The sequence below is a fragment of the Kribbella sp. NPDC051620 genome (assembly GCF_044453825.1).
Lineage (GTDB): Bacteria > Actinomycetota > Actinomycetes > Propionibacteriales > Kribbellaceae > Kribbella.
The window spans coordinates 854,809-868,155 of record NZ_JBITDB010000004.1 but is presented as its reverse complement, the minus strand read 5'-3'; the positions used below and the strand labels follow the sequence as shown (position 1 = coordinate 868,155).

Below are 13,347 nucleotides of genomic sequence, written 5' to 3'. Positions count from 1 at the left end.
AAACTCCACTTGGTAAGAATCATTCATCGGGGACCTCGCAGGCGCTTCTCCAGTGGGTGCTCAACGCACTTGTAGAGCAAGGCTGAGGCGGCGATCGAGAGCGCCAGCACCCCGGCGTACCAGGTCAGGTTCGACCAGCTGGCCGGAGCGGAAACGCCGTGGAACTCACGGATCGCGTAAAGGATGGTGGCGTGCACCAGGTAGAAGGAGTACGACCACTGGCCGAGCGCGACCAGCGGCTTGCTGCGCAACAGCGACCGGCCGCCGCGCATGTCCCGGGCGGCGACCGACAGGATCAGCAGGCCGTACAGGACGGTGAGGATCTCCTTCTGGGTCAGCGCCATGGTGGTGGCGAAGGGGACCGTCCGGTGCAGGCCGGAGTAGTACAGGGTGTAGATCCCGACCGCGAAGACAGCGAACGCCAGCGGGAACGGCAGCCACGGCCGCCAGCCCGACCGCAGCGCGATCGCCAGGCCGATGCCGAACAGGAACGCGACCGAGTGCCAGACCGGTTGCGGCAGCGTCGGCAACGAGTGCGGGTTGTGGAACAGGAGCAGCTTGTACCCCGCGCCGATCACGATCACCGACGCGCACAGGATCAGCCCACCGGTCAGCTTCAGCCGCTGGGTGGCCCGCCAGACGAACGGGAAGTACGCGTAGAAGAAGGCCTCCACCGACAGGGTCCAGGACGCCGGGTTACCGGAGTACAGGATCGTCGGGTCGTTGGACCAGCCGTGCAGCAGGACCAGCGACAGCAGCAGGACACCGATGTCGAACGGCTTGATCCAGCTCATCGCCGGGTCCGGGTGGAAGCGGTAGAAGACGAAGACCGCAGCGATCAGGGCGACCGCGTGGGCCGGCCAGATCCGGGCGAACCGGCGCCGGTAGAACGTCCGGACCTTCGTCCCGGGCTGCGCCGACCAGGTCAGCACGAACCCGGACAGGACGAAGAAGAAGGTGACCCCGGACGTGCCGTAGGTGAGGAACTTGAAGATCGGCAGCGGCGCGAGGTTCGTCATGTGGTGCGTGAACACGAAGAACGCCGCCCACCAGCGCAGGCCGGTGAGCGACTCGACTCGTGGCAGCCGCTTCCTGGGCGGCTCGGTGACCGTGTCGGTCGGCACCGGCGCCGGTGGCTCGTCATGAGCCAGCGGCGCGGGCGCGACTTCCTCGGTTCCCGGTGATTTCTCCTCGGCGGCCTTCGTCATCGTCCTATCCTGCGGCGAGTGCTGCGACGACCCGGCCGGCGGCCTGACCGTCGCCGTACGGCGCGGCCTGGGCTGCCGTCGGGACCGGCCGGACGGCCAGCTCGGGCAGCTTCGACAGGTCCGTGGTGAGCACGTTCCAGCCGTCTTCGATGGTTTCGGTCCACTCGGTCTCGGTGCGCAGCGTGGTGCACGGCGTACCGAGCAGGAAGGCCTCCTTCTGCAGGCCTCCCGAGTCCGTCACGACGCCGACCGAGCCCAGGACCGCCGCGACCATCTGCGGGTAGGCCAGCGGCTCGGCGGTGTGCAGCGAACCACCCGGGCGCTCCAGCTTGATGCCGAACTCGGCGCAGCGCGCGACCAGGCGCGGGTGCGCGAGCAGCAGCACCGGGGTGTCCAGCGCGGCCAGGCCGTCGACGATCGCGGCCAGCTGCTCCGGGTCGTCGGTGTTGTCGGCCCGGTGGATGGTGGAGACCAGGTACTCGCCGCGCTTCAGTCCGTCCGGCAGCTCCAGCGGCTGGTCCTTCACCGCGTCGCGAACCCGGAAGCAGACGTCCGTCATGACGTCGCCGACCAGCCGCGAGCGGTCCTTCAGACCCTCGTTGGCCAGGTGACCCATGGCCACCTCGGTCGGTGCCAGCAGGATGTCGGCCGCGTGGTCGGTGAGCACGCGGTTGTGCTCCTCCGGCATCGAGCGGTTGAAGGAGCGCAGGCCGGCCTCGAGGTGCGCGACCGGCAGGTGCATCTTCACCGCCGACAAGGTGCCGGCCAGGGTCGAGTTGGTGTCGCCGTAGACCAGCACCCAGTCCGGGCGGTGCTCGTCCAGTACGGCGTCCATGGCCGACAGCATCGCGCCGGTCTGGACACCGTGGCTGCCCGACCCGACGCCCAGGTGGACGTCGGGGGCCGGGATCTTCAGGTCGGCGAAGAACACGTCGGACATGTTCTTGTCGTAGTGCTGCCCCGTGTGCACGATCACGTGCTCGTGGTCGGTGGCGGCGAACGCCTCCGCGATCGGGGCGAGCTTCACGAACTGCGGGCGGGCGCCCACGACGCTGAGAACCTTCATTACTGCGCGGCTCCCGCGTTCTCCGTGCCCAGGACGCCGTTGACGGCATCGGTCAGCGCGACCGACTTGCCGTCTTCCGCGGCGGACTGGATGACGGCCTCGGCGACGACGACGGTGGCCAGACCCTGCTGCAGGGTGACGATGTCGGTCTCCTTGCCCAGGATGGCGTCCCGGAACGCCTCGTGCTCGGCCTTCAGCGGCTCGGGCTTGGCGATCGCGTAGCGGATCATGTCGCCCTCGGAGACACCGCGGAAGTGCGCGACGTCGTCCCAGGCGGTCTGCACGGTGCCGTTGGCGTGGAAGGACAGGTCGGCCGTCAGGGTGTCGGCGATGAACGCGCCGCGCTCACCGGTGACGACGGTCAGCCGCTCCTTCATCGGGGACAGCCAGTTGACCAGGTGGCTGGTCACGGTGCCGTCCTGCAGCTTGCCGGTGACGGCGATCAGGTCCTCGTACTGGCGACCGGACTTGTGCGCGCTCTGGGCCGAGACCGACGCGAACGGCGACTGGGTCACCCAGGCGGTCAGGTCGATGTCGTGGGTGGCCAGGTCGAGCACCACGCCGACGTCGGCGATCCGGGCCGGGAAGGGGCCCTGGCGGCGGGTGGTGATCTGGTAGATGTCGCCCAGCTCGCCGGCCTCGAGGCGGACCCGCAGCGCCTGCAGCGCCGGGTTGTACCGCTCGATGTGACCGACCGCGCCGATCACGCCGGCGGCCTCGAAGGCCTTGGCGATCTCAGCGGCCTCGGACGAGGAGCCGGCCAGCGGCTTCTCGATCATCGCGTGCACGCCGGCCTCGGCCAGCGCCTTGGCGATCTCGGTGTGGTACTGGGTCGGGACCGCGACCATGCAGTAGTCGATGCCGGCGGCGATCAACTGCTCGACGTTCTCGTGCACCGGCAGGCCGTTGGCCACACCGTGCTTGTCGCCACCCGGGTCGGCGACGGCGACCAGGTCGACGCCCTCGAGGGAGCCCAGCACGCGGGCGTGGTGCCGGCCCATCATGCCCAGGCCGATCAGTCCAGCGCGGAGGTTAGCCATGGTTCACGCACCTGCCTTGGCGACGGTCGCGACCGCGGTCACGATCCGGTTCAGGTCTTCCTCGGACAGCGAGGGGTGGACCGGCAGCGAGAGCACCTCGGCAGCGGCCTTCTCGGTCTCCGGCAGGTCCAGCTCGCGCTGGAACGACGGGAGGCGGTGGTTCGGGATCGGGTAGTAGACGCCGCAGCCGACACCGTGCTCGTTGCGGAGCGCGTCGGCGAAACCGTCGCGGTCGTCGGTGACCCGGATCGTGTACTGGTGGTAGACGTGCGTGGCCTCGGGGGCCACGGTCGGGATCTGCACACCCTGCAGGTTCGCGTCCAGGAAGGTCGCGTTCTCCTGCCGCTGCTTGGTCCAGCCGCCGACCTTGGTGAGCTGGACGCGGCCGATGGCGGCGTGCAGGTCGGTCATCCGGTTGTTCAGGCCGACGACCTCGTTCTCGTACTGCTTGAGCATGCCCTGGTTGCGGAACAGCCGCATCCGGCGCTCGAGGTCGGCGTTCGCGACCGAGTTCATGCCGCCCTCACCCGACGTCATGTTCTTGGTCGGGTACAGGGAGAACATCGCGAACTCGCCGAAGGTGCCGACCGGCGCGCCGTTCCAGGTCGCGCCGTGCGCCTGCGCGGCGTCCTCGTACAGGTGCAGGCCGTGCTTCTCGGCGATCGCGCCGAGCTCGGTCATGTTGGCCGGGTGGCCGAACAGGTGCACCGGCATGATCGCCTTGGTCTTGTCCGTGATCGCGGCCTCGACGGCGGCCGGGCTCAGGCAGAAGTACGTCGGCTCGATGTCGACGAAGACCGGGGTGGCGCCGGTCAGCGCCACGCTGTTGGCGGTGGCGGCGAAGGTGAACGACGGGACGATGACCTCGTCGCCCGGGCCGACGCCCGCGGCCAGCAGGCCCAGGTGCAGACCCGAGGTGCCCGAGTTCGTCGCGACGCAGGCTCGGCCGGAGACCAGCGCTGCGCCGAACTCCTGCTCGAAGGCAGCGACCTCAGGACCCTGGGCGAGCATTCCGCTGCGCATCACACGGTCGACTGCCTCCCGCTCCTCCTGCCCGATGATCGGCTTCGCGGCCGGAATCGGCTGCACCATCAGTTCTCCTCCTGGTTTTCGCCGGCCGGCCGCAGCCGTCCGTCGGTTTCGATGTACATCTCGCCCGTCTGCGGGCACTTCCAGTCGCCGTTGCCGACCTCCTGCAACGGAACGCCTGCTTTGCCGACCCACTTGATCCGGCGGGCCGGGACCCCCGCGACCAGCGCGAAGTCTGGCACGTCCTTGGTGACGACCGCACCCGCGGCGACGGTCGCCCAGCGGCCGATCGTGACCGGCGCCACGCAGACCGAGCGAGCGCCGACAGCGCTGCCCGTGCGCAGCGTCACACCGACGGCGTCCCAGTCCGACGCGCTCTTCAGCGTGCCGTCCGGGTTGATCGCGCGCGGGAAGTGATCATTGGTCAGCACGACCGCCGGTCCGATGAAGACGCCGTCCTCGAGCACGGCCGGCTCGTAGACGAGGGCATCGTTCTGGACCTTGCAGTTGTCGCCCAGCGTCACGCCGGTACCGATGTAGGCGCCGCGGCCGATGATGCAGTTCTTGCCCAGGACCGCGTTCTCGCGGATCTGGGACAGGTTCCAGACCGACGATCCGTCGCCGATCTGCGCGCTCGCGTCGACATCTGCCGACGCTGCGATCCGGGACGTCACAAGCTCTCCTTCGGGTCGAACCATTCGGTAAGTGCATGGGCGGAACGCCGCCCGTCGTGCAACTCCGCCACGAAGGCGGGGCCTGCGGCAGCCTGCTCGGCGGCCGCCGTACGGTCGGAGAGCAGGTCGGTGACGACGCCTGCGAGCGAATCGGGATCCGCCTCGACGATCGGCACCTCACGCCCAGTCAGACTACGCACCCGATCGCGAACCGCCGAACCGACGTAAGAAACGCACAAACGCCCGGCGGCCAGCGCCTCGACCGCGGCGACCCCGTAAAGGCCAATACGCAGCTGGTCTACAACGATGTCGGAGTCGCCGATCACGGTCGGCATCTGCTGGTGGCTGACGCCGCTGATCCGCCGGTACTCGATCAGGCCGCTGTCCGCGAGCCCGGTCAGCACCTCGTCGATGCGGTCGCTGCCCTTGAGCTGCGCGCTCGACGGGACGTGGACGACGACCGGCCGGTCGGTAGAGAAGAGTGGTCTAGCTGCCTGGGCCCACGGCGCCGGGTCGATCGCGACGGGCAGCCAGTGCGCGGTCGGTACGTCGTCCAGCAGATCGACCGTCGATACGAACACCGGTACGTCCGCTGCGGCGACCAGCTCGGCGAACCGGGCTGCTTGCGTCTCCAGGCGATCGGTCAGCGGGTCGCCCGGGGTGAACGGGGACCAGCGTTCGCGCTTGGCGTGGCGGCTCGGGAGGCGGATGTCGGAGCCGTGGAAGAGCAGGGCGGGCTTGATGCCGGCGTCCTTGAGCTGCTGGAGCTCGGTGAAGCCGTCCTTCAGGCCGCGGGCGCCGAACAGCGGACGCAGCGACTCCATCAGGACATGCGTGTAGGAGCCCAGGACGTGCTGCTCCTGGGCTCGCTGCCAGCGCGGCTGGCCGAACCAGACCAGCGGTACGCCGTAGTCGTCCTGGAACTGGAACTGGCCCTTGCGGTGGACCGAGAAGCTCACCGCGGAGACGCCGTCGATCGTGTCGGCCGCGCGGGCCCAGGCGTAGCCCTGGCCGGCGCTGTTGGTCGGACCGATGAACAGCCGGACCGGGGTGTCGGCCACCTGCGGGAACTCCGGTAGCTGCGCGTAGCTGTACCGCAGCCCCTTCAGCCGTCGCCGGACCGCACCCGCGGTCCTGGCGATCGGCGTCGGCAGGTGGTCACGAAGTGTTCGCGCAGTTGTCACCTGCACGTCCACCCCACCAGCCCGGTCCGGCATTTCGTCACTCCTGCCCCGCTCCGACCAGCCGGTCGAGCTCGCGGCGGGCGGCGGGGAGGCCCAGTACTACTGGGGTCTCCGTCCGGACCTGGCCGATCTGCCAGCCGGCCCACACGGATCCGCCGTCCAGCGCGATGATCACGTCGGCCTGCTCGATCGTCTTCATCACGTCGGCGCGGGTGTTGACCCTGCTCCAGTAGGTCTTCGCGAGGTTGTCGGCCTTGCGGTTCTGGGTCAGCTTCTTCACCGGCCCCGACTTCTTGATTGCCGAAGGCAACATCCGCCCGCCGGCCCGCCGCAACTTCCGAGCCCGCCACTGAGCAGCCTTGACAACCCGCTTAGCCCCAGTAGGCCGCGGCTTCGCCACCGGCTTGGGAGCAGCCGGAGCCGGCTTCGGCTCGTTGATCGCCTCGGCCTGCGCCTGCGCCGCCTCGTCGCCTGCGGCGACCTCGGCGGGAGAAGACGAGGTGGTGGAGGCGGCCGCGCCATCGGTGCTACCGCCGGACTCGTCGCCTTCGGCGACCTCGTCGGCTCGGGAGGCGGAGCCGGTCCCGGCGCCGCCCGCACCGGGCTCGCCGCCTTCGGCGGAGCTCTCGGCCGCCTCCGTCGCCTGGGCGACCTCGTCGGCCTCCGTGTCGGTGGACTCGACCGCGTTCTCGTCGACGACAGCCTCGGGGGCCGGGGCCTTTGCTGACTCGGAGACGGCGACTGGGATTTCGTCGGCGTCAGCCGGTGCTTCTACCGGCTCGGCGGGGGGAACGACTGCTACCGGCATGCGGCCGGGGCCGACGAGGGTGAAGCTTTTGACCAGGCCGTCTACGGGGCCGGAGGGGGGGACCCAGGCGACTACGTCGAGGTCCAGGTTTTCCGGGCTGCCGAGGTCGGCTCGGACGGTGTCGAAGTACGTCGGCGGGAGCCGCCGGGTGCTCAGGAGTACGACCTTCATTCAGACCACCGCCCCAACGCGCTCGCTCAGTGCCTTGATCCGCGGGTCCATCTGGAGGTCGCGGCGGTAGCTCGCACCGAACTCCCGTGCCTTCGCCCGGATGCCTTCGTCAGCGGTACGAGCCGCGCGGGCGGCCTCGATCAGCGCCTCGGCGATCGCCTCCGGATCCGACACGTCCTTCACCGGGAACCAGAGCGGATGCCCACGCAGTACGTCGGACGCCGCGTTGATCGGGTCGTGCACCGAGACGATCGGCAACCCGGTCGCCAGGTACTCGAAGACCTTGCCGCTCGTCACGTACCGGCCCTTGCCCAGCATCAGCAGCTGGACGTCGAACTCGTCGTAGGCCTTGGCGATCTCCGCCTTGCCGACCGGGCCCTCGTAGCTGACCTGGTCGTCGGCGGCGTTGTTGATGATGGCGAGCATGTCGGCCCGCGGCTGCGCGTAGTACCCGAGGTAGCCGTGGATCTTCACCTTGGCGTCGCGCAGGTCCTCGGACTGCTGCTTGGCCAGCTGCCAGCCCTTGACGAAGTCGCCGAGCGGAACCTTCGGCGAGACCGTGCCGACGTAGCCGAAGACCAGCGGGCGATCGGTCACCGCGCCGCGGTCCTGCGTCGACGGCACCAGGTCGGGATCGAAACCGTTCGCGACCGTGTGCATCTTGCCGGCGTGCTCGGGGTAGAGGTCCTTGTGCCAGTCGAGGATCGGGTCGTTGACGAACCAGACCTCCCGGGCGTCCTTGACCAGCTTGCGCTCCCAGCGGGCGGCGCGGCTGTTCGGCTCGTGCAGCCGGTCGCCGCTGAAGACGTCCAGCAGCCACGCGTCGCGGTAGTCCATCACGTACGGCACGTCGAACTTCTTGAACAGGTGGTACGCCGCCGCGAACGTCACGTGCGGGTTCGCGGTGGCGACGGTCAGATCGACCTTGTTCGCCTGGTGGATCTGTTCGGCGGCCTTCTCGATCGTGCTCCGCCACGGGCCGTAGCCCGTTTCGGGGAAGGGGATCTGGTCGCGCTTGGTGCGCCACTTGCTCCACAGCTTCGGGTTCTGCGCCCGGGACTTCGACCACTTGCGCAGGTCGGCCTCCAGGATCGGCCACTCGAACGGCACCCGGACGATCTCGATGTCGGGGTGGATCCGTTCCTCCAGCGTCAGGTCGGCGCCGGTGAAGCGGTGGAACGTCTCCTTGTCCGCGGTCAGCACGGTGACTTTCCAGCCTTGCTCGGCGAACCGGTTCGCCGTCGCCAGCGCGCGGTAGACGCCACCGCCTCGGCAGGGCGGGTAGCCCCAGCAGACGTACAGCATGTGTGGGCGGGCCTGGTTCATGCACTTCCTCGCAGCAGGTCTTGGATGGCGTCAGCCATTTCGTCGTACGGCGTCGTCGAGGGCAGGTGGTCGGCGGCCCACTGGAGTGCGCAGTCGCGCAGCTTCTCCAGCTCACCCGGGTCGTCGGACCAACGGCGCAACGTCTCCGCGGCCTCGGCGACGGTGTCGATCAGCACACCACCGCCGGATTCCTCGATGATCCTCGTCTGCCGGGGCAACCTGGTGGAAACCACCGGCAGCCCGCTCGCGAGGTACTCGTAGATCTTGGAGGGCATCGCCTCGATGAACGCCGGGGTCGGCTGGAGCAGCGCGAGGCTGGCCCAGGCTCCCTCGGCGATCCGCCAGGCTTCGGCCGGTGGCTGGCGGCCGTGCAACCGGATCCGGCCGTCGACATCGGGCTGGGCGATCCGGCGTTCCAGCTCGTCGCGATCGGCGCCGGCGACCGGGCCGATCAGGTCCAGCGACCAGCCCGGCGCGGCCGCGATGGTGTCGACCATGTCGAACAGGCCGCGGCTCACCCGCAGGTCGCCGACGTAGACCACCCGGGGCTCACCGGACGGCGGTGCCGGGGCCAGAAAAGCCGCGACCGGCTGGTTGGTGACAACCATCCGGTGCTTGGCCTGGTGGGGCGAGAGGTGGGAATCGGCGACGACCGTGAGATCGGCCCCGGCTGCCAGCCGGGTGCTCAGGGCCACCATCAGCCGGGCCGGCAGCCCCACCGGGCCTCTCGCCCAGGCTCGGTCGCGGAGCAACCGGCCATAGTCCTCGTGAACGTCCGCCACCATCTTGCGGCGGCGCAACTTCGTGACGAGCCGGGTGATCGGGATCATGTCCGGATCGACGGTGACGACCACCTTGGCGCTGGTGCGCCAGGGCAGTACGGCGGTCCGGGCCAGTCGCTGGACGAGACTGCCCCGGTCGCCGGCGTGAACAGTGGCGCCGGCCGGTCCTCCGGCCGGGTCGCCGAGCCCCCACAACTCGACGTTCAGACCACGCTTCCGCAGGGCTGCGGTGATCTTGTGCAGCCGCGCGTCGGCGACGTCGTGGCCGGACGTGATGATGCCCACGTCCGGCACGGGGGTGGATCGCATCGTCAGAAGTCCTCGAGGGTGGCAGCGCTCTTGGCGCTGACCTGCAGGAACTTCGTGTAGGCGGCGATCACTTCGTCCGGGGTACCGCGCATCATCAGCTTGCCGTGGTCGAGCCAGATGGCGTCGTTGCACAGGTCGCGGACGCTGCTCATCGCGTGGCTGACCAGGAACATCGTCCGGCTGTTGGTGACGAGCTCCTTCATCTTGTCCGCGGCCTTCTGCTTGAAGGACGCGTCACCGGCCGACAGGGCTTCGTCGATCAGCAGGATGTCGGGGTCCATGTGCACGGCGACCGAGAACGCGAGCCGGCTGAACATGCCGGACGAGTACGTCCGCATCGGCATCTCCATGAAGTCGCCGAGCTCGGCGAACTCGGCGATCTCCTCGTACCGCTCCTGGATCGCCTTGCGGCTCAGACCGGCCGCCAGCCCACCCAGGACGACGTTCTCCTTGCCGGACAGCGCCGCGTTGAAGCCGACGCCCAGCGACAGCAGCGTGCTGACCCGGCCGTGCACCTCGATCCGGCCGCTGGTCGGCGGCAGGATGCCGGCCAGCGAACGCATCAGCGTCGACTTGCCGGCGCCGTTCGCGCCGATGATGCCGATCGTGGTGCCGTGATCGACGTCGAAGGAGACGTTCTGGACCGCCTTGACCTCGCGGACCGCGCGCTCGCCGCGGCCCAGCCGGACCAGGGCGCTCTTGAAGGTCGGTACCCGCTCGAACGTGGTCCGGTAGGTGATGGAGACGTCCTGGACCTTGACGGCCGGACCTAGATCTTTGTTCTGCATCGACTTCTTCTCGGCCTCAGAGACGGACAACGAACTCACGCTCCCTCGACATGAAGAACAACGAGCCGACCACACCGGCCACCACGGCCCAGAAGACGGCGCCGATCCACATCTTCAGCTCCGGGACGTCGCCGCGGACCAGCAGGTCGGTCCAGCCGCCGATCAGGCAGTACAGCGGGTTGTACTGGATGAAGCCCTTGAACTTGGCCGGGGCCTGGTCGGCGTACCAGAGCACCGGCGACAGGTAGAGCCAGATCCGGACGAAGTAGGGGAGGAAGCTGGTGGTGTCGCGGAAGTACACCTGCAGCGCGCCGAAGATCATCCCCATGCCGGCCGCGAAGACGGTCAGGCAGATCAGGAAGACCGGTGCCAGCAACATCACCCAGTGCCACTTCTGCCGGGTGACCAGGTGGATGCCGAGGTAGACGACCATCGTCGGCAGGAACCGGAAGAACGCGGTCCGCAGCGCGGCCAGCGGCAGCAGCATCCGCGGGAACGACATGTTCATCAGCAGCTTGCCGCCGCCGACGACGCTGGCCGCCCCGGACAGCATCGCGCTGGAGAAGTAGTAGAAGACGAACAGCCCGCCACACATGTGAGCGAAACGCGCGCCGGCGCCGTCCTTGCCGGCGCCGCCCGCGATGATGTCCACCAGCAGGTAGTACACAGCGGCCAGCAGCAGCGGGTTCAGGACCAGCCACACCTGCCCGAAGAAAGTGTTCGTGTTGGCCGCGCGGATGCCGGTCCGCGACATCTCGGCCGCGAACTCCCGTCGCTCCCACAGCGCCTTGAAGTACGGGCGGAGGGGCGGCAGGCCCACCTTGTGCGGTTCGTACACATGCACCGACGGGTTGAACTCCTCGTCGACGCTAGTCGCGTTCATTCAGGCGACGCCTCTCTGGGGACGGTCGTAGTCATCGAAAGCCGAACGGGTCCACGGCGAAGGGGCCACGCAAACCGGAAGCAGAGTAGCGGATTGGCGTCGGGACCGACGACACAGCGTGCCTCCTGGGTGAGCAGCGACGCACAGACGGCTACCGAACGTCGCAACCGACCGAGGAGTCACCTCCGCCGATCGTTATCTGGAATATACAATTGACACCTCGCACCAAGCCAATCAACGTACCCCGGTCACGCTCGCAAACGTAATCGACGCAACAGAATTGGCCTCGTTCAGAGGTGCCGGCCGCCGCCGGGAAGGCCCTCGTTCAGAAGAGGTGACTGACCGACCGGTACGCCGGAACCGAGGCGAGCAAGGGCCGCCGGGTGGTGGACGTCACGGTGTTACCGGTGGGATCCACCCAGGAACCGGCTGCCGTGGACAGCCTCACCATCCACGGAAGCTCGTCGGGTACTGCATGGATCCCACCGGAGACCCGGGGGCCCGGCACACCGTCTCCAGGGGCGGAGGTGGTCCGGGCACGAGCCGAGTGCACCGGCACGATGACCAGGGCGGCGGTCATCGCACCATGGCCGAAGGCCCGGCGATGATGCCTGGGCAGTACCTGACGCAGTTGCTGCGACACGGTGGTCTCCTCCTCATCGGCCTCACGATGGAGTTGCACAGTTTGTACACCCTCCGGCACAGCGGGTGATGGCACGGAAGTGCGAGGGCACCGATACGCCGGGATCGAGACCCAACCGAAACGGCGTTCGCTGACGGGAAAGCGAACTGGGGCCAGAATTGGAACAGCAGCCCGGCGGCGCTCAGGTGGTCCGTCGCCGGGCTGCTGGACCTCAATTCTCGCTCACAACTGCGCAGAAATGGTGGCCAGATGGTGACACGGCACAAGAATGCTGACAGGACAACAATTATCGCTCGGTGCAGTCGCCGCAGTACGGACAGTGCCGCTCGGATTTCGCCGTTCGTTCTACCCTGGTGCGGCGGTAGCCCACGGTGAGCGCGCTCGGGAGGGAAGGGGGAGTCATGAGCTCTACCGACACGGAGCGTGCCGACCATTTACGGGTGCTCGGCCTGAACGACGACGAGATCCGCGTCTACCAGCATCTGCTGCGGGCCGGGCCGGCGTCGATCACCGAGCTGGACGAGGCGGTACCGGGCCAGGCGGTGGGGATCGACGCGACGCTCGGCGGGCTGGTCCAGGCAGGTCTGGCGCGCCGGTCGGGGTCGGACCACTCCAGGTTCCTCCCGGTACCTCCTGACGCCGGCCTGGAGGCGTTGACGCTGCGCCGGGAGTCGGAGCTCAAGCAGGCCAGGATCGAGGTCCTGAACGCGTACGACGAGTTCCGCCGGACCGTGCACAACGAGGCCACCACGCACCTGATCGAGGTGGTCAGCGGCACGGCGATCGTCGAGCGGATCAACCAGATCAAGGGCAGCGCGCAACGCGAGATCCTCGCGATCGACTCCCCGCCGTACTTCCTCGGCGCGGGGCCGAACCAGATGGAGATCGAGCAGCTCAATCGCGGCGTCACGTACCGGGTGGTCTACTCGCCGGAGTCCGTCGAGGTGCCCGGGTACCTGACCGAGAACATCCTGCCCTGCGTGGAGGCCGGTGAGCAGGCGCGGGTGCTGCCCGACGTACCGGCCAAGCTGACGATCATCGACGGCTCGATCGCGTACGTGTCGATGTCGGTGCGCGACACCGATGTGAACCGGTCCCTGCTGATCATGCGGCCGAGCAGTCTGCTGACCGCGCTGATCGGCATGTTCGAGCTCTGCTGGCGCAACGCGTTGCCCCTGCACGCGTCCGTCGGCACCGAGGACGACCGGCTGGAGCCGATCGAGCGCCGCCTGCTGGCCCTGCTGGCGACAGGGGCGGCCGACGACACGATCGCGCGCACACTGGGCATCAGCCGCCGGACCTTCTTCCGGTACCTCGAACGCCTGATGAACCGCACCGGCGCCAGCACCCGCTTCCAACTGGCCCTGCACGCCGCCCGCGAGAACTGGCTGTAGACGAAACGCAAGGTGGCAAGCCCACATCATGTGGGCTTGAAC

General features: G+C 68.5%; 13 protein-coding genes. 1 reads left to right on the top strand and 12 read right to left on the bottom strand.

Annotated features, from left to right (window positions below; all coding sequences use genetic code 11):
- Nucleotides 1–23: 23 nt before the first annotated feature.
- The 12 genes from ACIA12_RS23205 to ACIA12_RS23150 form a co-directional block, all read right to left on the bottom strand.
- A complete protein-coding gene (locus tag ACIA12_RS23205) occupies nucleotides 24–1,208 on the bottom strand; it encodes an acyltransferase family protein (protein ID WP_396369114.1) in 1,185 nt (394 codons plus the stop codon).
- Between the two features lie 4 nt (nucleotides 1,209–1,212).
- Nucleotides 1,213–2,274 (bottom strand): non-hydrolyzing UDP-N-acetylglucosamine 2-epimerase, encoded by a 1,062-nt coding sequence (gene wecB, locus ACIA12_RS23200; protein WP_343967380.1) that lies wholly within the window; start codon nucleotides 2,272–2,274, stop codon nucleotides 1,213–1,215.
- Complete coding sequence (locus ACIA12_RS23195) at nucleotides 2,274–3,314, bottom strand: Gfo/Idh/MocA family protein (protein ID WP_396369113.1); 1,041 nt, start codon at nucleotides 3,312–3,314, stop codon at nucleotides 2,274–2,276. Before ACIA12_RS23195 ends, wecB begins: the two co-directional genes overlap by 1 nt.
- 3 nt (nucleotides 3,315–3,317) lie before the next feature.
- Nucleotides 3,318–4,409 (bottom strand): DegT/DnrJ/EryC1/StrS family aminotransferase, encoded by a 1,092-nt coding sequence (locus tag ACIA12_RS23190; protein WP_396369389.1) that lies wholly within the window; start codon nucleotides 4,407–4,409, stop codon nucleotides 3,318–3,320.
- The gene (locus tag ACIA12_RS23185; protein WP_396369112.1) at nucleotides 4,406–5,041 is read right to left on the bottom strand and encodes an acyltransferase; all 636 of its coding nucleotides are present in this window, start codon (nucleotides 5,039–5,041) and stop codon (nucleotides 4,406–4,408) included. Before ACIA12_RS23185 ends, ACIA12_RS23190 begins: the two co-directional genes overlap by 4 nt.
- Nucleotides 5,014–6,234 carry a glycosyltransferase gene (locus tag ACIA12_RS23180; RefSeq protein ID WP_396369111.1) on the bottom strand — a complete coding sequence of 407 codons (1,221 nt, stop codon included), beginning with the start codon at nucleotides 6,232–6,234 and terminating at the stop codon, nucleotides 5,014–5,016. The genes ACIA12_RS23185 and ACIA12_RS23180 overlap by 28 nt, the downstream gene beginning before the upstream one ends.
- A gap of 4 nt (nucleotides 6,235–6,238) precedes the next feature.
- Nucleotides 6,239–7,180 carry a hypothetical protein gene (locus ACIA12_RS23175; RefSeq protein WP_396369110.1) on the bottom strand — a complete coding sequence of 314 codons (942 nt, stop codon included), beginning with the start codon at nucleotides 7,178–7,180 and terminating at the stop codon, nucleotides 6,239–6,241.
- Nucleotides 7,181–8,506: a glycosyltransferase gene (locus ACIA12_RS23170; RefSeq protein ID WP_396369109.1), complete on the bottom strand. Its 1,326-nt coding sequence runs from the start codon at nucleotides 8,504–8,506 to the stop codon at nucleotides 7,181–7,183. It lies immediately after the preceding gene.
- Nucleotides 8,503–9,597, bottom strand: a complete 1,095-nt coding sequence (locus ACIA12_RS23165) for a glycosyltransferase (RefSeq protein ID WP_396369108.1) — start codon at nucleotides 9,595–9,597, stop codon at nucleotides 8,503–8,505. Before ACIA12_RS23165 ends, ACIA12_RS23170 begins: the two co-directional genes overlap by 4 nt.
- Nucleotides 9,598–9,599: 2 nt before the next feature.
- Nucleotides 9,600–10,415: an ABC transporter ATP-binding protein gene (locus ACIA12_RS23160; RefSeq protein ID WP_396369107.1), complete on the bottom strand. Its 816-nt coding sequence runs from the start codon at nucleotides 10,413–10,415 to the stop codon at nucleotides 9,600–9,602.
- Nucleotides 10,402–11,268 (bottom strand): ABC transporter permease, encoded by an 867-nt coding sequence (locus tag ACIA12_RS23155; RefSeq protein ID WP_396369106.1) that lies wholly within the window; start codon nucleotides 11,266–11,268, stop codon nucleotides 10,402–10,404. Before ACIA12_RS23155 ends, ACIA12_RS23160 begins: the two co-directional genes overlap by 14 nt.
- Before the next feature lie 325 nt (nucleotides 11,269–11,593).
- On the bottom strand, nucleotides 11,594–11,950 hold the full coding sequence (locus tag ACIA12_RS23150) for a hypothetical protein (RefSeq protein WP_396369105.1): 357 nt from the start codon (nucleotides 11,948–11,950) through the stop codon (nucleotides 11,594–11,596).
- A gap of 362 nt (nucleotides 11,951–12,312) precedes the next feature.
- On the opposite strand from ACIA12_RS23150, the gene ACIA12_RS23145 reads away from it, so the two are divergent.
- Complete coding sequence (locus tag ACIA12_RS23145; RefSeq protein ID WP_343967361.1) at nucleotides 12,313–13,305, top strand: helix-turn-helix domain-containing protein; 993 nt, start codon at nucleotides 12,313–12,315, stop codon at nucleotides 13,303–13,305.
- Nucleotides 13,306–13,347: the final 42 nt, after the last annotated feature.